The sequence below is a fragment of the Curtobacterium sp. MCBD17_021 genome, from assembly GCF_003234525.1.
GTDB lineage: Bacteria > Actinomycetota > Actinomycetes > Actinomycetales > Microbacteriaceae > Curtobacterium.
Genome location: NZ_QKTS01000007.1, coordinates 126,724 through 145,825, shown reverse-complemented (window position 1 = coordinate 145,825; position 19,102 = coordinate 126,724). Strand labels below are relative to the sequence as shown.

Annotated in this window: 14 protein-coding genes and 1 tRNA gene; 5 read left to right on the top strand and 10 right to left on the bottom strand. The window is 71.4% G+C overall.

Going from position 1 to position 19,102, the window contains the following annotated elements; genetic code table 11:
* Positions 1–52: 52 nt before the first annotated feature.
* From DEI83_RS08660 to DEI83_RS08630, 7 genes are all read right to left on the bottom strand, one after another.
* Positions 53–2,674: a hypothetical protein gene (locus DEI83_RS08660; protein WP_111081551.1), complete on the bottom strand. Its 2,622-nt coding sequence runs from the start codon at positions 2,672–2,674 to the stop codon at positions 53–55.
* Complete coding sequence (pstS, locus tag DEI83_RS08655; RefSeq protein WP_258371128.1) at positions 2,671–4,365, bottom strand: phosphate ABC transporter substrate-binding protein PstS; 1,695 nt, start codon at positions 4,363–4,365, stop codon at positions 2,671–2,673. Before pstS ends, DEI83_RS08660 begins: the two co-directional genes overlap by 4 nt.
* Positions 4,362–5,723 carry a phosphate ABC transporter permease PstA gene (gene pstA, locus DEI83_RS08650; RefSeq protein WP_220034323.1) on the bottom strand — a complete coding sequence of 454 codons (1,362 nt, stop codon included), beginning with the start codon at positions 5,721–5,723 and terminating at the stop codon, positions 4,362–4,364. The genes pstS and pstA overlap by 4 nt, the downstream gene beginning before the upstream one ends.
* Positions 5,724–5,725: 2 nt before the next feature.
* The gene (pstC, locus tag DEI83_RS08645) at positions 5,726–6,703 is read right to left on the bottom strand and encodes a phosphate ABC transporter permease subunit PstC (protein WP_220036767.1); all 978 of its coding nucleotides are present in this window, start codon (positions 6,701–6,703) and stop codon (positions 5,726–5,728) included.
* Between the two features lie 385 nt (positions 6,704–7,088).
* A tRNA-Ser gene (locus tag DEI83_RS08640) sits at positions 7,089–7,177 on the bottom strand.
* A 302-nt stretch (positions 7,178–7,479) separates the two neighbouring features.
* Complete coding sequence (locus tag DEI83_RS08635) at positions 7,480–8,184, bottom strand: GntR family transcriptional regulator (RefSeq protein ID WP_220036766.1); 705 nt, start codon at positions 8,182–8,184, stop codon at positions 7,480–7,482.
* Between the two features lie 191 nt (positions 8,185–8,375).
* Entirely contained in the window at positions 8,376–9,875 is a 1,500-nt protein-coding gene (locus DEI83_RS08630; RefSeq protein ID WP_111081548.1) for an MFS transporter, read from the bottom strand.
* A 282-nt stretch (positions 9,876–10,157) separates the two neighbouring features.
* On the opposite strand from DEI83_RS08630, the gene DEI83_RS08625 reads away from it, so the two are divergent.
* From DEI83_RS08625 to DEI83_RS08615, 3 genes are all read left to right on the top strand, one after another.
* On the top strand, positions 10,158–11,357 hold the full coding sequence (locus DEI83_RS08625; protein WP_258371127.1) for a cobalamin-independent methionine synthase II family protein: 1,200 nt from the start codon (positions 10,158–10,160) through the stop codon (positions 11,355–11,357).
* 70 nt (positions 11,358–11,427) lie between these two features.
* Positions 11,428–12,816: a magnesium chelatase gene (locus DEI83_RS08620; RefSeq protein ID WP_111081547.1), complete on the top strand. Its 1,389-nt coding sequence runs from the start codon at positions 11,428–11,430 to the stop codon at positions 12,814–12,816.
* A 38-nt stretch (positions 12,817–12,854) separates the two neighbouring features.
* A complete protein-coding gene (locus DEI83_RS08615) occupies positions 12,855–14,900 on the top strand; it encodes a VWA domain-containing protein (protein WP_258371126.1) in 2,046 nt (681 codons plus the stop codon).
* 100 nt (positions 14,901–15,000) lie between these two features.
* On the opposite strand, the gene DEI83_RS08610 is transcribed toward DEI83_RS08615, so the two are convergent.
* Genes DEI83_RS08610 through DEI83_RS08600 form a run of 3 tightly spaced genes read right to left on the bottom strand, consistent with a single transcriptional unit; the run spans position 15,001 to position 17,129 of the window.
* A complete protein-coding gene (locus DEI83_RS08610; RefSeq protein WP_111081546.1) occupies positions 15,001–15,837 on the bottom strand; it encodes an SCO1664 family protein in 837 nt (278 codons plus the stop codon).
* Positions 15,834–16,367, bottom strand: coding sequence for a DUF3090 domain-containing protein (locus DEI83_RS08605; RefSeq protein WP_111081545.1), 534 nt, complete (start codon positions 16,365–16,367; stop codon positions 15,834–15,836). The genes DEI83_RS08610 and DEI83_RS08605 overlap by 4 nt, the downstream gene beginning before the upstream one ends.
* Before the next feature lie 33 nt (positions 16,368–16,400).
* Positions 16,401–17,129, bottom strand: a complete 729-nt coding sequence (locus DEI83_RS08600; RefSeq protein WP_111081544.1) for an MSMEG_4193 family putative phosphomutase — start codon at positions 17,127–17,129, stop codon at positions 16,401–16,403.
* Positions 17,130–17,212: 83 nt separating this feature from the next.
* Between DEI83_RS08600 and DEI83_RS08595 the strand changes: the two genes are divergently transcribed.
* Both DEI83_RS08595 and DEI83_RS08590 read left to right on the top strand, forming a co-directional pair.
* The gene (locus DEI83_RS08595) at positions 17,213–17,641 is read left to right on the top strand and encodes a BLUF domain-containing protein (protein WP_111081543.1); all 429 of its coding nucleotides are present in this window, start codon (positions 17,213–17,215) and stop codon (positions 17,639–17,641) included.
* A 109-nt stretch (positions 17,642–17,750) separates the two neighbouring features.
* Positions 17,751–19,016, top strand: coding sequence for an AI-2E family transporter (locus DEI83_RS08590; RefSeq protein ID WP_111081542.1), 1,266 nt, complete (start codon positions 17,751–17,753; stop codon positions 19,014–19,016).
* Positions 19,017–19,102: the final 86 nt, after the last annotated feature.

Here is a 19,102-nt window from a genome sequence, read left to right as displayed (position 1 = left end):
CGTGGGTTCCGACGCCGCCCAGGTGGCAGCAGTCGATGGGGGTGGAACTCGGTCACACGTGGGCGGCGGCCAGCATCGCCAGCCTCCGGCCACGGCGGATCAGGAACGGACCGATGCCGAGGGCCGGCACGCCGGCCCCGAGTGCAGCGGCGAGACCCATGCGGGTCGCGGCCAGGGGCTGGTCCGTGGTGCGGTGGTCGGCTCCGTCGGCGGCGGCCTGGTCGACGTCGTTGGACGACGGCTTTTGGACGGCGGGGACCTCCGGGGTGGCCACCGTGTCGGTCGACGTCGTGCCGGTGCCGACCGGGTCGAGCGGTGCCGGCTGGTCGTCCGGGGCGGAGGCCGCGGGGACGTCCGCCTCGGGCGCGGTCGGCTCCGGCGCGGAGGCCGCCGGGCAGGCGGCGGCGACGGCCCGGGCGTCGAGGAGGTCGGTCGCGACCGTCTTCGACTGGGTCGTCATGGCGGCGGGCAGCGGGACGTACCCGGCGGGCAGCTCGCCCTGGCGCTCGCCCTGGACCTGCCCCTTGCCGGCCGCGTAGGCGATGAAGCCCGAGTAGGCCCGGCGCTCCTCGGGCGTCGCGGCACAGACGTTCACCGCGGCGTAGCTGAGCATCGACAGCGGGTAGGCGCCGGGGGTCCGGTCGGCCGGGTCCGCGACCACGACCCCGGGGACGGTCGACGCACGCATCGTCCCGACGCCCGCCGCGACCGTCTCCGCCGTCGGCGCGACCGCTTCGCCGGCACCGTTGACGAGCTTGGCGGTGGGCAGGCCGTAGCGGGCCGCCGACGCCGCGTCCGTGATCGTCAGGACGAACCGGCTGCCGGGCACCTGGGCTCCGAGCGAGGTGTAGCCCTTCGGCTGGCCGAACGGGTTCCAGGAGTCCTTCTCGTTCGGGTCGGCCTTGAGCGCGCGGTACGCCCCTTCGTGCATGTCGTTCATGTACGGGCGCATGTCGAGCGTGCCGTACCCGGTCTCGTCCGGGTCACCGCCCTTCGCGATGGTCAGGTCGGCCTTCGGGAAGCTGTCCACGCTCGGGTCGGTGGCGAGCGCCAGGGAGCGGTACGCCGGGTTGATCCGCATCCCCCACTCGTCGGGGCGGCCGTCGAGGAAGGCGGCCGCCACCGGGTCGGACCGCAGCCAGGACCAGACGCGGGCGTTCGCGTCGGCGTTGCCGAGCGCCACCATGAGGCCGGCCGGCGCGGTGTCGCTCTTCGAGCCGACGAACGTCGGGTTGAGGGCGAGGAACTCCGGGTCGGTGACGAGGCTCGCGGCGTTGGCCTGCAGGACCGTGTTCCCGCTGCCGCGTCCGGGCACGTCGGCCTGGTACGACTGCGTCAGCAGCTTGGCGACGAGGCGGGCGTCGAGGGTCAGGTCGAGGGCCTGGAGGCCGTCGCGCACCTTCGCGGGTGCGTCCGGGTACAGACGGTAGTCGATCGTGAACGCGATGACGACGGCCGACTGCGCGACCGGCGCGTACCGGATGGTCTTGCCGGCCGCGGCCGTCTCGGCGAGCGGGCTGGTCACCAGGGCGAGGCGGGAGGACCCGGCGACGTCGGAGACGATCTGGTTCGCGGCCTCGCCGTCGCCGATCTGCGAGAAGCCGTACGTCGTGCCGAGGCCGCACAGCGCCGGCTGCCAGGCGGTGACGGCCTCGGTGGCGGTCTCCGACCCGACGAGTCGTTCCTCGGCGTTGCCGATCGGGCAGGACTGCGCGACGGACTGGAACCCGAGCGGGAACACCACGCGGTTGCGCCAGGCCGACGCCGACAGCGGGGAACCGGTGACGCGGCCGGCGGCGGTCGAGTCGGCCGCACTGCCGTCGAGGTTGTGCGAGCCGCGCGGCACCACCACGAGCCAGCAGGACCGGGGTGTGGACGTCCCGGCGACGACGACCTCCTGGCCGCAGCCGAGCTGGGGTGCCTCGAGTGCGGACTGGGTCTCGAAGGTGACCTGGCCGGTGCCGTCACTCGCCGTGCGGCCCGCGGTGACCTCGTTCGAGGTGTTCGCGTCGAACTGCTTGGACAGCTCGGTGGACGTCTTGGCGAGAGTGCCGTCGACCGCGCGGAACGGCATCCGGTACGCCTTGAGGAACGGGTTCTCGACGGGCGGCTCCAGCATGAGGTCCGCGTCCGCACGCTCACCGACGAGGGTCATGTCCTGCACCGGGTCGTCGCCACGGACGAGGTCGCGCTTGGCGGCACCGACCCCTGTCCGGGCGCTGACGGCGGCCGACGGCGCACCCCACACGCACTGCTGCGGGGACGGCCCGGCCGGGTCGTCACCCCAGCACTGCATGATCTGCACGTAGTCCGTCGCGTACTCGCTCGGCGAGGTCGCCTCCGCACCGGTCCAGCTGACGGTGATCCCCTGGTCGGTGAGGTCCTTCGTCTGGCTCACCGTGAAGGTCATCTTCGAGAACGCGTCGGCGTCCGGGTCCGGTGCGGCGTCCGGGTCCGGCGTGGCGTCCGGGTCCGGGGTACCGGCGTCGGGGCCCTGGCCGCCCCCGAGCGCCGCCTGGGCGTCCTTCCACGTCAGGGTCATCGCGGAGCTGTCGGTCGGTGCCGTCGCCGAGGCCGGTGCGGTCACCATGAGCAGGGACCCGGCGACGGTCGTCGTGACGATCCCGAAGGCCAGTGCGGCGGAGCCGAGGCGGACGAGGTGCTGGTTCTTCACTTGCGGACCCTCCGACGGGAGACGAGCACGCCGATGAACGGCGGCAGCAGCACGAGGGCGAGCAGGGCCGCGACGGCGACGAGCATGAGCGTCTGGCGCGGGCTCCACCCGTTCAGGGGATCGACCGAGACCGGCAGCGCGGCCACGTTCTGGCAGACCCCGCTGTCGGCGTCGCACTGCACGGGGGAACCGTTGCCGACCGTGTTCGCGGCCACACCGGACCCTCCGGAGCCACCGGCACCGGACAGCGCCTCGCCGCCGGAGCCCGACGCGCCCTGGTCGGCGGACGAGCCGCCGGACGTCGCCGTCGTCCCCTTGCCGGAGTCGGCGGAACCGGACGCGGCGGCCGCTCCTCCGTCCTCGGACGAGCCGGGTCGCGTCTGCGTCGGCGTCTCGGTGGCCTTCGCGCCACCGGTCCCGACGGTGCACTGGGCGGCGCCGAGCTTGTCGCAGGCGGGCGGCTGCGGGGCCTTCGCCGCCAGTGTGTTCGTGCCGTCCGCCGAGAACGTCGGGTTGTTGCACTTGCGGATGTCGATGTTCTTCGCGACCGCGCCCGGGATCCGGCGGACCTGGTCGAGACCGGCCTGCACGAGGTTGATCGGCAGCGGCGAGTACCCGAGGACCTCGGCCTGCTGCTGTCCTTCGCAGAGGAAGTAGTAGTCGAACGCGGCGAGGGTCTTGCCCTTCGCCGGCGTGAGGCTCGCGTCGGTGGTCGTCGGGATGACCATGTACGAGTACGACGACAGCGGGTAGGTGCGGGCGTCGGCGTTGTCGTACACGCCGTCGAGCACCTGGGTGAGGTACGACGACGACCGCTTGTCCTGGTTGATCTTCGCGCCGAGGAGCCCGACGGCGACGTTCGACGCGGTGGGCTCGACGTAGTAGCCCGCCTTGTTGAGCACCTTCGCGACCGGGTACCCGGTCTTCAACGCGTAGGAGTACTCGACGTACGTGATGGTGCCGACGTTCGCCTTCTGCGCGACGTAGCCCGACACGCCCTGCGAGTTCGGCTGCGCGATGAACCCCTTGCCCGGGACCGTCGGGTAGTTCGAGGTGACACCGCAGGGCAGCGGCCGCCCCGCCTGCTTGCAGTACGCGTTCCACTCAGACGGGTACTTCTTGCTCAGCCAGGTGGTGAACTGCGCGGTGGAACCGGACCCGTCCGACCGCACGACGGGGACGACCGGTCGCTTCGGGAGCTCGAGACCGGGGTTGTCCGCCTTGATCGCCGGGTCGTCCCAGCTCGTGATCTTCCCGGTGAACACGCCCGCGAGCACCGGGCCCGACAGCCGGAGGTTGGTGATCTGCTTGCCGCCAGAGCTGAGGTTGTACATGAACGAGGTGCCGCCGGCGACGACGGGCATGTAGGCGTACCCGACCGTGGGCGGGTCGTCGGTGACCCCGCCGTCCTTGATGCCGTAGGGGATCTCCGACACCGCGAAGTCGACCGTGCCGGCCTTGAACTGGTTGCGGCCGTCCGACGACCCGGTGCTGGCGTACCGGACCTTCATGCCGTACTGCTGGACGTTCACCGCCCACTGCTGGATGGCGACGGAGCTCCACGACGAGCCGGCGCCCGAGATGGGCACGTAGTTCTCCGCCGCGGTCGCGGTGGTGGCGGGCAGCGTCGTGAGGGCCAGCACGGCGGCGGCCAGGAGCGCACCGATCGTGCGTCTTCTGCGGGTGATCACGAGGGGTCCTTCGGGGAGGAGTCGGTCAGGCGGGAGTTGAGACGGTCGACGTGGTGGTCGACGAAGCGACGGGCCGACCGTGCGGCGGGCACGGCGGCCTCGACCCCGCGGCGGAGCAGTCGGCCGGCGGCGCGGAAGCGCTCGTTGCGGCGTTCGCGCGTCGCGACGGTCTGCGCACCGATCACCCGGGCGATGACGAACAGCACGAGCACGAGCGTCATCAGGACCGCTGCGGCACCGAAGCCGCGGGCGATCATGTTCGGTTCCGGGGACTTGACGAACTCGAAGATCGCCAGGGGCAGCGAGATCATCGGGCCGTTCGTCGGGTCGATGTTGAGGTCGGGTGCGTACCCGGCGGTGAGCAGCACGGGGCTGGTCTCACCGATGCCACGAGCGGTCGCCAGGATGATCGCGGTGACGAGACCGGACCGTGACGTCGGGAGCACGACGCGCCAGACGGTCTGCCACTGCCCTGCACCGAGGCCGATCGAGGCCTCCTTGAGCGTCGCGGGCACCAGGCGGAGCACGACGTCGGCGGACCGGATCATGATCGGCAGCATCATCACGCTGATCGCGAGTGACGCCGCGAAGCCGGACTTGTCCACGCCCAGGCCGACGATGACGCTGGCGTAGACGAACAGCCCGGCGACGATCGACGGGAGCGCCGTCATGGCCTCGACGATCGTGCGGACGAACCGGGCGAACGGTCCCGGTACCTCGGTCAGGAAGAGCGCGGTGGTGATGCCGAGCGGGACCGTGATGAGGAGTGCGATCGAGATCTGGATGAGGGACCCGGCGATGGCGTGCAACACCCCGCCCGAGGTCATCGGGTCGAGCGGTCCGGTGAGCGCCATGTCCTGCGTGATGAAGTTCGCGTGCGGCAGGGCCTTCGTGGCGCGGACGACGCTGAACCCGACGACGAAGACGAGCGTCGCGACGACGACGAACGCCAGCGTGTGGATCGCCGCCGACACCACGCGGTCGCGGACGACCGCGGCGTTCTCGGTCGTCGCCACCAGGAGCGCGTAGAACACGAGGAAGAGCACGTACGCGACGGCCGCGAACGCGATCGGGCCGGACACGGGTGCCAGTTCGGTGAACACGACGACCGTGACGGCGAGCGACGCGAGAGCCGCGCCGACGTGGCAGAGCAGGTCGCTGATGCGCATGCCGTTGACGCGACGCTCCTCGGGTCCGCGGTCCGGCCCGGAGGCCCGGTCGGCCAGCGGCAGGACGGTGCCGGCTCCGGAGCCGGCCGGGCCGGAGACGGTCGGCGGGCTGGTCGGCACGGCCGTCCGACGGGTGACGGTGGGCAGGGGCGTCGTGGCGCCCGACGGCGCCTGGATGATCTCGGTCATGACTAGCTGCTCGCTCCGGACCGTGAGCGGGCGACGACCGCGGACGCCGCGAAGTTGATGCACAGCGTCATGAGGAACAGGGTCAGGCCGGCGGCCATCAGGGCGGACATGCCGAACGGGGTGGCGTCGCCGTACCGCAGGGCGATGAGCGAGGACACCGAACTCGCGCCGGCCTGCAGGATGTGCGGCTGGATGACGAACACCGGCGAGATGATCATGTAGACCGCGATGGTCTCCCCCAGCGCGCGGCCGAGGCCGAGCATCGTGCCGCCGATGATGCCGCCGCGGCCGAACGGCAGGACGACCGACCGGATCATGCCCCATTTGGTGGAGCCGAGCGCGAGGGCGCCCTCCCGCTCGCCGAGCGGCGCCTGCGAGAAGACCTCGCGCATGATCGAGGTGACGATCGGGGTGATCATCAGTCCGACGACGATCCCCGCGATGAACGTCGACGAGGTGTAGACGGTCGAGGTCGCCAGCGGGTCGTCCAGGTCGATGCCGTCGACCCGGAACAGCGGGATCCACCCGAACCACTGCGAGATCCAGCGCGACACGGGCGTGATCTGGCCCTGCAGGAAGAAGAAGCCCCACAGGCCGTAGACGACGCTCGGGATCGCCGCCATCAGGTCGACCAGTCCGATCGCGAACTTCCGCACCCGGACCGGCGCGTACTCCGTGATGTAGAGCGCGGTACCGAGCGACAGCGGGACGGCGAGCGCGATCGCGACGCAGGCGATGAGGATCGTGCCGACGAGGACGGCCGCGATGCCGAACCGGTGCGCGTCCGGGTCCCAGGCCTGGGTGGTCAGGAAGCTGAAGCCGGCGACGCGGAGGGCTTCGGAGGCGCGGAACGCCAGGAACAGGCCGACCAACGACATGATCGTGAGGACCGCGACGCCGCCCGCGCGGGCGACGATCCGGAACCTGACGTCCGACGGGTCCCGCACGACCGTGAGGAGGCGGGGCGAATCTGTGGACAACGTGATCCTTCGGGATTTCCAGGGCAGCGACTCGGGCGGACCGTCGGAGCGCTGCTCTCCGGCTCGGCGGCATCACAGTGGCAGTCGGACGGCGAACCAGAGCCCTCCCGAGATCAACCGATTCATGACCCGGAAATGAACAACAGGGGATTCCTAGCGGATTCTGGGGAATTTCAGATGCACCAGTCCCCGGATCGGGGGGCAGGAATTGTACCCCGGGGTACGCGCCGGTCGGCGGGCTCCCAGCGCCGCGAGAAAGCCCTGATGAGGACTGCGTTTCGTACCGGGTACTAACTGTCGGCACTGCGTGGAGGCGGAGGACGACGCGCACGGCGGAACGACGAAGCCCCGGTCCGCTGCTGCGGAACCGGGGCTTCGTGGAGTGCGGAGACGGAGGGATTTGAACCCTCGGTCCCCGAGAGGGGACTCCACCTTAGCAGGGTGGTGCACTCGGCCTGACTATGCGACGTCTCCAGGTGCCTGACGGCACTCCGATCACCATACAGGAGGACCAGCGCCCGCACGAAACGGAGCTGCTACGTGCGGCTCACCGGGACCGCCGGCACCGGTCCCCCGAATTGGGGACGATCGGGGCTTGCCGATGTGTACCCCGGTGCATAGTCTCGTCGGGACGTGGCGATCACATTCCGGGGCATCCGTGCCCTGTCGCTGCGACACAGCACCCAGACGTCGCTCCCCGTGGCCTGGGCCCGGCGTCCCCGATCGCCCGGAGCCCGCCCGGGGAGCGACTTCGTTCCGCCCGGTGCGCAGCGGGACTAGGCGGTCCCCGCGCTCCGGAACCGCTCCGGCAGGGCGATGAGCAGCTCGGCGAGCGCGGCCAGGCGGGCCGCGCAGCGTGGCACGTCGTCGGCGAGTGCGGCTGCACGGGCCGCCTTGACCAGGTGCATCCGGCTGGTCCAGTCCGCGGCCACGTCGATGCCGTTCGCCCGGGCGATGTCATCGGTGTGGAACACGTCGAGCACGGGCTGCTGCGACCGCAGCCAGTCCGCACTCACCGGCGCCCCGGAGCGGCGCAGCACCCACACGGCGAGCTCGACGAACGCGCCCGCCTCGGACAGGCAGTCGCGGAGGGTGACCGCGTCGAAGGGCTCGTCGGTCGGGGCGCAGCTGGACGGCGGGTCGATGAGCATGGCCCTGGCGATCCGGGTGCGTTCGACCATCTGTCCGACCGTCCACGGGGCGATGACGACGCCGACGTACCGCTGCACGACCACCAGCCGCATGGCCTCGAGCGGGACGAGGGCTTCGCGCACGGGGGTCCGCGACACCTGCATGTCGTCCGCCAGCGCGTCCAGTCGGAGCCGTTGGCCGCGCCGGTAGTCCCCACGCAGGATGCTCCGGAGCATCCGGGCGAAGACGGCGTCGCGGAGCAGGTTGCGCGGCACGGCGATCGGGCCACCGGGATGGGCGACGTCTCGTTCGGGGCGGAGCAGGCCGGTCATCACGTCACCGTCATCCACGGCGGCTCCGATGGAGCGCGTCCCCGACGGCACGGTGGGCAACTCCGCGACGCCGTCGGTTGTGGAGGACAGACTCCTGCCCACTCGTCGTTCTGGTGTTCCGCATCGGACCCTCCGTGACCACGGCCCTGTCGGACGGGCCGTGGTCACGAGGGTCACAGGACGTGGCGTCGACCGCTAAACATGTTGCATCAGGAGTTTCGCGAGGACGCAGACCCGGAGCCCGGCCCCGAGCCGGCCCCGTCCTTCGCGGTCAGCACGGAGAGCGGCTGCGTGATGTCCTCGAGCCCCTTCCGTGCCGCGTCCACGCCGAAGACGAGCGCGACCACCCCGCCGATGATCATCACCGTCGACCCGAGCAGGTAGCCCCAGAAGAGCGGCTCCCGCGACGACCCGTCCCCGATGAACGCGCCGTAGACCACCGGTGCGATCGCGCCGAAGACCTGTGCGAGGGCGAAGAAGTACGAGATCGCCTGCGACCGGAGTTCGAGTGGGAAGATCTCGCTGACCGTCAGGTAGGCGCTCGAGGCGCCCGCCGACGCGAAGAAGAACGACACGCACCAGAACGCGACCTGCACGGTGGCGCTGATGGCGTCGGCGCGGAACAGGAACGCCGAGGTCGCGAGCACGAGACCGGACACCAGGTACGTCAGGAAGATCATCTGCCGGCGGCCCCACGTGTCGAAGAACCGGCCGAGGATCAGCGGCCCGAGCAGGTTGCCGATGGCGAACGGGAAGAAGTACAGGCTGGTCTGCGCGGTCTCCATCTCGAAGAAGTTCGTCAACACCAGTGCGTATGTGAAGAAGATCGCGTTGTAGAGGAACGCCTGGGTGATCATCATCGTCGCGCCGACGAGGGTGCGGGTCGGGTACTGCTTGAGCAGCACCCGGGCGATGGTGAGGAACCCGACGCGGTCCATCGGAGTGACCGTCATCGCCTTCGACTGCGGCACCGGTTCGAGCGTCCGGCCCGACTCCCGCTCGACCTCGGCCTCGATGCGCGTGACGGTCTCGTCCGCCTCCTGCTCCTTGCCGTGCGTCATCAGCCAGCGAGGACTCTCGGGGATGTGCCGCCGCAGGAAGATGATCGCGATGCCGAGCACCGGGCCGAGGAAGAACCCGATCCGCCAGCCGACGTCCTCGGCGAAGTGCGCGGTGTCGAGCAGGTAGATGTTCGCGGCCGCGCCGAGTGCCGCGCCGCCCCAGTAGGTGCCGTTGATGGCGATGTCGACGTGCCCGCGGTACTTCGACGGGATGAGTTCGTCGATCGCGGAGTTGATCGCGGCGTACTCGCCACCGATGCCGAGTCCCGCGACGAACCGGAACACCGCGAGGAACCAGAAGTCCTGCGCGAGGCCCGCGACGCCCGACCCGATGAGGTAGATCGCCAGCGTCAGGATGAAGAGCTTGCGTCGTCCGAGCCGGTCGGACATCCGGCCGAAGACCAGTGCGCCGACGACCTGCCCCACCAGGTAGATGCTGCCGAGCGACGCCACGTCCTGGTTCGACAGCCCGAGGTCCGCCTTGAACCCGGCGTTCGAGACGATCTGGATCTCGAGTCCGTCCAGGATCCAGGACACCCCGAGTCCCACCACCACGCTCCAGTGGAACCTCGTCCACGGCAGCCGGTCCATCCTCGCCGGGACGAGGCTCGTGACCGAGCCGCCCCTCGTTCCGCTGGCGCTCGTCATGCGCGTGCTCCTCCCGCGGCGAGCGCCCTCCGCCAGCCGCAAGGGAGGAACGTACGCCCGGCCCACCGGTCCCGTTCTCGGTCGGAAGGGCCACGGGGCGGACGCCGGAACCGGAGCACGAGCGGGCCGGAGCCGGATCCCCCTATGTCGATCCGGCTCCGCCGCTCTGCACTCATCCTCTCGGATGCTAGGGATCCTCACAACATGTGTGACTCCGCCGCGTACCGGACGGGAGGCCCGACAGCAGCCCGCCACGGGCCTCCCGGCCGGTACCGTGGGCGCGTGCCGCTGCAGAACTCGACCGACCGCATCCTCACGACCCACACCGGGTCGCTCCCCCGGACGCCGGAGCTGACCGCACTCCTGGTCGCCCGTGACCAGGGGAAACCCTTCGACGAGCAGGCGCTCCGCGAGGAGACGGCGGCGGTGCTGGCCGCCACCGTGGACGCGCAGCTCGACGCCGGACTCGACGTCGTCAACGACGGCGAGGTGCCCCGCGTCGGCTTCTCCACCTACATCCGGGAGCGACTGTCCGGCTTCGGCGGGTCCGGGCACCGCAAGCCGACGCTCGACTCGGTGAAGTTCCCCGAGTACGCCGCGTTCCAGGCGCGGCAGATCGACGAGGGTGCCGAGTTCGCCCGCGTCTGGGACACCCCGGTCGCCCAGGGGCTGCTGCAGTACGACGAGGAACGCGCTGGGATCCGCGAGGACCTGGACGGCTTCGACCGCGAACTGGCGCGGAACGCCGCGGCCGGTCGTGTTCCTGAGGGGACCTTCATCTCCGCGGCGACGCCCGGCATCGTGGCGACGACCCTGCTGCTCGACGACGCCAACCCGCACTACGCCGATCACCGCGAGTACGTCTTCGCCCTCGCCGAGCAGCTCCGCGTCGAGTACGAGGAGATCGTCGCCCGCGGACACGTCCTGCAGCTCGACGCACCGGACCTGGCGATGGAACGTGTGATCCACTTCGGCGACGCCTCCCTCGACGAGTTCCTCGCCGCGGTCGACCTGCACGTCGACGCCCTCAACCACGCCCTGCGGAACATCCCGAAGGAGCAGACCCGGCTGCACGTCTGCTACGGCAACTGGCAGGGCCCGCACCAGGACGACGTGCCCGTCGACGTGCTGCTCCCCCACCTCTACCGCGCCGAGGTCGGCTCGTTCAGCATCCCGTTCGGCAACCCGCGGCACGCGCACGAGTTCCCGGCGTTCCGCGACCTGCCGCTGCCCGAGGACGCCGTGCTCGTGCCGGGGGTCATCGACGTGACGACCAACTACCTCGAGCACCCGCAGCTCGTCGCGAACCGCATCGTCGAGGCAGCCGAGGCCGTCGGCGACCCGACCCGCATCGTCGCCGGCACGGACTGCGGCCTGGCGACCTTCGCGAGCTACGAGTTCGTCGCCTCCGACGTGGCGTGGGCGAAGCTCCGCGCGCTGACGGAGGGCGCGGAGATCGCCTCCCGCCGCCTGTTCGGCTGACGTAGGCCGTCCGCGCGGGACGCCCGGCACGGGGTCGCCAGCGTCGGCGGGCAGGCGTACCGTGGCGCCCGTGAACCGACCTGACATCACCACGGTCGGCGAGCTCCGCGCTGCTGGGTACGTCCAGAAGTCGGTCCGCGCCGAGATCCGCGACAACCTGCTCGCCGCCCTCCGCGAGGGCCGCGACCCCTGGCCCGGCCTGCACGGGTTCGAGACCACCGTCATCCCGCAGCTCGAACGAGCGCTCATCGCCGGACACGACGTCGTCCTGCTCGGCGAGCGCGGGCAGGGCAAGACCCGACTGCTCCGCACCCTGAACGGGCTGATGGACGAGTGGACGCCGGTCATCACCGACTCGGAGCTCGGCGAGCACCCGTACGAGCCGATCACCACGGCGAGCATCCGCCGTGCCGAGGACCTCGGCGACGCGCTCCCGATCTCGTGGGTGCACCGCGACGAGCGGTACGTCGAGAAGCTCGCGACGCCGGACACCTCCGTCGCGGACCTGATCGGCGACGTCGACCCGATGAAGGTGGCCGAGGGTCGCAGCCTCGGCGACCCGGAGACCATCCACTTCGGACTCATCCCCCGCGGTCACCGCGGCATCGTCGCGATCAACGAGCTGCCCGACCTGGCCGAACGCATCCAGGTCGCGATGCTCAACGTGATGGAGGAGCGCGACGTGCAGATCCGCGGGTACGTGCTGCGCCTGCCGCTCGACGTGCTCATCGTGGCGAGCGCGAACCCCGAGGACTACACGAACCGTGGACGGATCATCACGCCGCTGAAGGACCGCTTCGGCGCCGAGATCCGGACCCACTACCCGATCGAGCTGGCGGACGAGATCGCGGTCATCCGACAAGAGGCGCAGTTGACCGCCGAGGTGCCGGACCCGCTCGTCGAGATCCTCGCCCGCTTCACCCGGGCCCTGCGCGAGTCCGCGGCGGTCGACCAGCGCAGCGGTGTGAGCGCTCGCTTCTCGATCGCCGGCGCCGAGACCGTCTCGGCGGCCGCCGTCCACCGCGCGGCCCGGCAGGGTGAACCCGAGGCCGTCGCCCGCCCGATCGACCTCGAGACCGCGGTCGACGTCCTCGGCGGCAAGATCGAGTTCGAGTCGGGGGAAGAGGACCGCGCCGACGAGGTGCTCGAGCACCTCCTCCGGACCGCGACCGCCGAGACCGTCCGCTCACGCTTCCGCGGGCTCGACTTCGGCGTCCTCGTCGACGCGCTCGAGGCGGGCACCATGGTGACCACGGGCGAGCAGGTCAGTGCGCGGGACTTCCTGGCCGGCCTGCCGTCGCTCGGCGAGTCCGACCTCTACGACCAGGTGTGTGCGCGCGTGGGAGCGACGAGCGACGGCGAACGGGCCGGCGCGATCGAGCTCGCGCTCGAGGGCCTGTTCCTCGCCCGACGCATCAGCAAGGAGTCCGGCGGGGGCGAAGCAGCGTATGGGATGTGACGCGGTCCGCACCGACGCCGATGCCCGCGGGGTGACCCGTGGCTAGTCGGCCGAACCGGCGGCTGAGCCGCGACAGCCGGTACGGCAGGTACGAGGGCGGCCCGGACCCGCTCGCCCCGCCCGTCGACCTGGCCGAGGCGCTCGACGCCATCGGCCAGGACGTGATGGCCGGCACCTCGCCCGAGCGGGCCATGCGGGAGTTCCTCCGCCGCGGCGGGCGCTCGCAGCGCGGACTCGACGACCTCGCCCGGCTCGTCGCCGAGAAGCGCCGCGAGCTGACGAGCAGGAACAACCTCGACGGCACCCTGCAGGAGATCAAGCAGCTCCTCGACGAGGCCGTGCTGGCCGAACGCGGGCAGCTCGCGCGCGACACGGCGATGGACGACGGCGACCGGGCACTGGCCGAACTGCAGCTCGACAGCCTGCCCGCATCGCCCGCCGCCGCGGTCAGCGAGCTGAACGGCTACGACTGGACGAGTCCGACGGCCCGCCAGAAGTACGAGCAGATCAAGGACCTGCTCGGCCGCGAGATGCTCGACCAGCGCTTCGCGGGCATGAAGCAGGCGCTCGAGAACGCAACCGACGAGGACCGGGCCGCGGTCGCGCAGATGATGCAGGACCTCAACGAGCTCCTCGACGCCCACCGCCGGGGCGAGGACACACAGGAGCAGTTCGACGAGTTCATGCGGCAGCACGGTGACCAGTTCCCGAGCAACCCGCAGAACGTCGACGAGCTCCTCGACGACCTCGCCGCCCGGGCCGCCGCGGCCCAGCGGATGCGGAACTCGATGACGCAGGACCAGCGCGACGAACTCGACGCCCTGGCCGAGCAGGCGTTCGGCTCCCCCGCGCTGATGGGCGCGCTGTCCCAGCTGGACGAGGCCCTCCGCGCGCTCCGCCCCGGCCAGGACTGGGGCGGCTCCGAGGGCATGGACGGCGAGCAGGGGCTCGGCCTCGGCGACGGCACCGGGGTCTTCCAGGACATCGCCGACCTCGACGCCCTGGCCGACCAGCTCGCCCAGGTCGGCCCCGGCTCCGAGCTCGACGACCTGGACCTCGATGCCCTGGCGCAGCAGCTCGGTGACCAGGCCGCCGTCGACGCCCGGACCCTGCAGCAGCTCGAGAAGGCGCTGCGGAACTCGGGCGCGATGCAGCGCGGCACCGACGGGCAGCTCCGGCTGACCCCGAAGGCGATGCGGCAGCTCGGCAAGAGCCTGCTCAAGGACGTCGCCGAGCGGATGTCCGGTCGGCAGGGTGCGCGTGACCTCCGCCGTGCCGGTGCCGCGGGCGACCGCTCGGGCTCGACCCGTCCGTGGGAGTTCGGCGACACCGAGCCGTGGGACGTCACCCGCTCGATCACGAACGCGCTCACGAGGACGGCGGGCGACGCCACGCGGACCGGTGCCGCTGTCCGCCTGCAGATCGAGGACGTCGAGGTGCAGGAGACCGAGGCCCGGACGCAGGCCGCGGTCGCATTGCTCGTCGACACCTCCTTCTCGATGGCGATGGAGGGCCGGTGGGTCCCGATGAAGCGGACCGCCCTGGCCCTGCACACGCTCATCTCGACGAGGTTCCGCGGCGACGACCTGCAGCTGATCGCGTTCGGTCGTGAGGCCGAGGTGATGGACGTCGAGCAGCTCGTCGGCCTGGACGCCATGTGGGACAAGGGCACGAACCTGCACCACGCCCTGCTGCTGGCGAACCGGCACTTCCGCAAGCACCCGAACGCACAGCCGGTGCTGCTCATCGTCACCGACGGCGAGCCGACGTCGCACCTCGAACCCGACGGGCAGGTGTTCTTCAGCTACCCGCCCGACCCCGTCACGATCGCGCTGAGCGTGCGGGAGCTCGAGAACGCCCACCGGCTCGGCGCGAAGACGACGTTCTTCCGACTGGGCGACGACCCGGGGCTCGCGCGCTTCGTGGCCGGCATGGCCCGGCGGGTCGAGGGGACGGTCACCGCACCGGAGAACGAGGACCTCGGCGTCGCGGTGGTCGGGTCGTACCTCGGCGCCCGACGCGGGTCGGGGTCGGCCTTCGGCGACGACGGCCCGTGGGGCAGCGCCTTCGGCCGCTTCGACTGAGCCCGGACCGGACGGGAGGCGCGGGGCGGGCCCGGCCCGTGCCTCCCGTCGGTCACGACGTCGGCGTCAGCAGACGGGCGGGCTCAGAAGACGGGCGGGCTCAGAAGACGGGCCAGGGCACGGCGGGGCCGTGGCCGTCCGGCGGCGGGAACGACCGGACCGCGGCGAGCGCGGCGCAGCGCCCGCGGAGGGCCGACAGCTCGTCGTCGCTGAGGTGCTCGCGGAGCGACTCGCCGAGCGGACCGCGGAGTGCCTCGGACAGACGCTGCAGCCCGTCGACCTCGTCGTCGGTGAGGGGCTCGCCGATCCAGCCCCACAGCACGGTGCGCAGCTTGTGCTCGACGTGGAAGGTCAGGCCGTGGTCCACGCCGAACCGGTGCCCGTCGGGCATCGCCAGCACGTGACCGCCCTTCCGGTCCGCGTTGTTCGTGACGACGTCGAAGACCGCCATCCGACGGAGCGCGGCGGAGTCCTCGTGCACCAGGGTGACCGCCTGGTCGTTCTCGTCCACGGCGTCGAGCACCTCGCGCACGGTCCCCGCCGCGACGGCCGCTGCGGCCTCCTCGCTCGGGAGCAGGTCGACGGCGTCCTGGGCGGGGTCGATGTCCTGCCAGCGCTGGATCATGCCGGGGCCGAACGGGCCGTCACCGAGCCAGGTCTGCGGCACGACGTCCCAGCCGAGCGTCTCGGAGACGAGGTAGGCGGCGACCTCACGGCCGGCGAGTGTGCCGTCCGGGAAGTCCCACAGCGGCTTCTCGCCCTCGATCGGCTTGTAGACCACGTTCTCACCGTCGAGGCGGGCGACGAAGGTGGCGTTCGAGGCCTCGCGGATGCGTCCCGTGATGCGGAGCTCGCCCGGCGCGCTCGGCACCGAGGCGCTGGCGGCGTCGAGTCCGGTGGAACCGTCGCCCTCGCCGCTGTCGCGCTGGACGGTCATCCGAGTTCGGGCGGGTTCGGTCGGCCCGCGGCGACGATCTCCCGCGTCCGCTCGACGAAGGCCCGTGCGGTCCCGACCGGGATCTTGACCTGCAGGAGTTCGCTGGGCTCGGGCAGTTCCACGACCGCTTCGACCTCGTCGCCGTCGCCCGTCGACTCGGCGAAGACCTCGACGTCCTCGTCGATCGGGTACGCCTCGATGACCACCTGCGCGGTGGCCGGGTCGAAGCCGAGGCTCAGGGCGCCGGCACGGAACTCGGGCTCGACCGGCTGGTCGAGCGGGTCACCGTCGCGCAGTTCGGACGGCGCGGCGTCAGGGACGCTGAACCGGTTGTCCTCCACAGTGGCGACCTCGTCGAGGAGTTCGTCGATCTTGTCGGCGAGGACGGCCGACTGCTCCTTCTCGATCGCGACGCTGACCACGCGGCGGCCGTCACGGGCCTGGATGTAGAACGACCGCTCGCCCGGGCGTCCGATCGTGCCGACGACGAGTCTGTCCGGCCAGTCGAAGCCGTGGACGATGGGGGGCATACCCGCATTGTAGGAGCGACCGCCTCCGTCCGTTCAGGGAGAGGCGGTCCCCGGCCGGGTCGGCTCGTCGGGGGCGTCGTGACCGGCACCGCCGCCGACGGTCGCGTCGCCAGTCGGGGCCGCTGCCCGCGCCAACCAGGACAGGTCGCCGGACTCGGTGTTCGTCGCGACGACCTCCGGCCTGTGCTCGCCGTAGCGGACGATCGACACCGAGGCCGGACCGACGGCGATCCGCTGGAACAGGTCCAGGTGCATGCCGAGCGCGTCCGCGAGAACGGACTTGATGATGTCGCCGTGGCTCACCGCGACCCACACCGCATCGGCACCGTGCTCGGCCTCGATCTGCGCGTCGAGGCGCCGGACCGCGGCCACCGCCCGGGACTGCATGGTCTGCATGGACTCGCCGCCGGGGAACACCACGGCGCTCGGGTTCGCCTGCACCACACGCCAGAGCGGCTCCGTCGCGAGGTCGCTGATCTTCCGGTTCTGCCACTGGCCGTAGTCGGCCTCGATGATCCCCCGCTCGACGAGCTGCTGCGGTTCGCCCGGCTGGAACGCCGTGATCGCGCGGGCGGTCTGCCGGCACCGTTCCAACGGGCTGGACACGACCGCGGCGAGGGGCACCGCGGCGATCCGCTCCGCCGTGGCGGCAGCCTGTCGCTTGCCGACGGAGTCGAGCGCCACGCCGGCCGTCCGACCCGCGAGGAGTCCGGTCGCGTTCGCGGTGGTGCGCCCGTGCCGGACGAGGAGGACGGTCGCCATGCCGACGATCCTAGGCGCGGGCGTCGGTGCGAACAGCGGACACGTTCCGTGCACGCCGCCTGCGGACCAGCGAGAATCGATCCGTGCTGGTTTCCATCGTCTACATGAGCGTCGCGACGCACGAGTTCGGTGATGACGAGCTCACCGAGATGCTCGCCGCCGCTCGGCTGCGCAACGAGGCGCTCGGCGTCTCGGGACTGCTCGTCGTCAAGGGCGGCCGGTTCATGCAGTTGCTCGAGGGCCCGGCCTGGAGCGTCGACGACCGGTTCGCCGCGATCGAGCGGGATCCGCGGCACCACAGCATCCGCTCGCTCATCCGAGAGGACATCGAGCACCGCCGGTTCGACGGCTGGTCGATGGCGTACCGGGGCCTGGACGACGCTGACATCGCGGCGGAGGAGGGCTTCAGTCCGTTCCTGTCCGGCACGCTCGAGTTCGCCCCGTCCTTCGACCGGACGAGCGCCGCGTGGCTGCTGAAGTGGTTCCGCGACCGGGACCTCGTCGAGGACTGACCGACTGCCCCGTCGGGGTGTCCGCCACGGGCCGGCCCGGTCGCCGCGTCGTCCACCGCAGCGCACTCCACCGCGGCGCGCTCACCGATCTGTCTGTACGGTCGGCGACATGCCGTTCTTCCGCTCCACCCCAGCCCCGCCCGCGACTCCGCCGACGGAGCCGTCGCCCGGCGTGCGGGCCGTGTGGTCCGACTCGTTCGGCAGGCTCGCGACCCGGTGCCTGCAGGTCATCATCATCCTGGTCATCGTCGCGGGCATCGTCTACGCCAGCCAGGTCCTCAGCGTCGTCACGATCCCCGTGCTCCTGGCGCTCATCATCGCCTCGGCCATGCACCCGGTGGTGTCCTGGCTCCGCCGGCACGGTTTCCCGTCGGTCTTCGCGACGCTGACGGTCCTCCTCGGGGTGCTCGTCGTCCTCGGGCTCCTCGGGTACCTGATCGTCGTCGCCGTCGAGAACCAGTGGTCGAGCCTGCAGAAATCCGCCGTGCAGGGGTTCCAGCAGCTGCAGGACTTCAGCACGACGCTGCCGTTCGCCGTCTCCGACAGCCAGGTCGACGACGCGGTGAAGACGGCCACCGACTTCGTCACGAGCGCGCAGTTCGGCTCGGGCGCCCTCGCCGGCGCCTCGGCCACCGCGAACTTCCTCACCGGCCTGGTGCTGATGATCGTGGTGCTGTTCTTCTTCCTCAAGGACGGCCCCCGCATCTGGGAGTTCCTGCTCCGTCCCTTCACCGGCGCCTCCTACACCCGCGCCCGCCGCGTCGGTGACCGCGTCGTGTCGACCCTGGGCGGCTACGTCCGCGGCACCGCCACCGTCGCCGCGGTGGACGCGATCGGCATCGGCGTCGGCATCGCCATCGTTGGCGTCCCCCTCGCCCTCCCGCTCGCGGTCATCGTCTTCATCACGGCCTTCATCCCGATCGTCGGCGCCACCGCGGCGGGCATCCTGGCCGCACTGGTCGCACTCGTCGCGCTCGGCCCGGTCCAGGCGCTGTTCGTGGTCGGCATCGTCGTGGTCGTCAACCAGCTCGAGGGCAACTTCCTCCAGCCGGTGCTCATGGGCAAGACGCTCCGCCTGCACGGCCTGGTCATCCTGATCGGCCTGACCGCCGGCACCGTCCTCGCCGGCATCACCGGCGCGATCATCTCGGTGCCGCTCCTGGCCGCAGCCTGGGGCGCGGTGAAGGTCTGGGACGGCCCGGACCTGGCCGCCGAGCCGTGGCGCCAGAAGCGCTCCGAGGACGTCGAGGACCACGAGCGTGCGAACAAGCGCGCCAAGCGGCGCGAGAAGGCACAGAAGGCGCGCGCCGAGCGCCGCGAGAAGGCCGAGAAGGCCCGCGCGAAGCAAGCCGCCAAGGCCGCCAAGGCCGGCTGACGCCGCCACCGGACCCGGACAGGAGGCCCGGACCGGCCCACCGGGGCCGGTCCGGGCCTCCCGTGGTTCCGGCCGGCGGCGCGACC

Excerpts from the sequence above, each read along its gene's own strand:
- pstA (WP_220034323.1), bottom strand. The coding sequence starts at position 5,723 with ATGACCGAGATCATCCAGGCGCCGTCGGGCGCCACGACGCCCCTGCCC.
- DEI83_RS08630 (WP_111081548.1), bottom strand. The coding sequence starts at position 9,875 with ATGACGAGCGCCAGCGGAACGAGGGGCGGCTCGGTCACGAGCCTCGTC.
- DEI83_RS08610 (WP_111081546.1), bottom strand. The coding sequence starts at position 15,837 with ATGACCGTCCAGCGCGACAGCGGCGAGGGCGACGGTTCCACCGGACTC.
- DEI83_RS08605 (WP_111081545.1), bottom strand. The coding sequence starts at position 16,367 with ATGCCCCCCATCGTCCACGGCTTCGACTGGCCGGACAGACTCGTCGTC.
- DEI83_RS08600 (WP_111081544.1), bottom strand. The coding sequence starts at position 17,129 with ATGGCGACCGTCCTCCTCGTCCGGCACGGGCGCACCACCGCGAACGCG.
- DEI83_RS08590 (WP_111081542.1), top strand. The coding sequence starts at position 17,751 with ATGCCGTTCTTCCGCTCCACCCCAGCCCCGCCCGCGACTCCGCCGACG.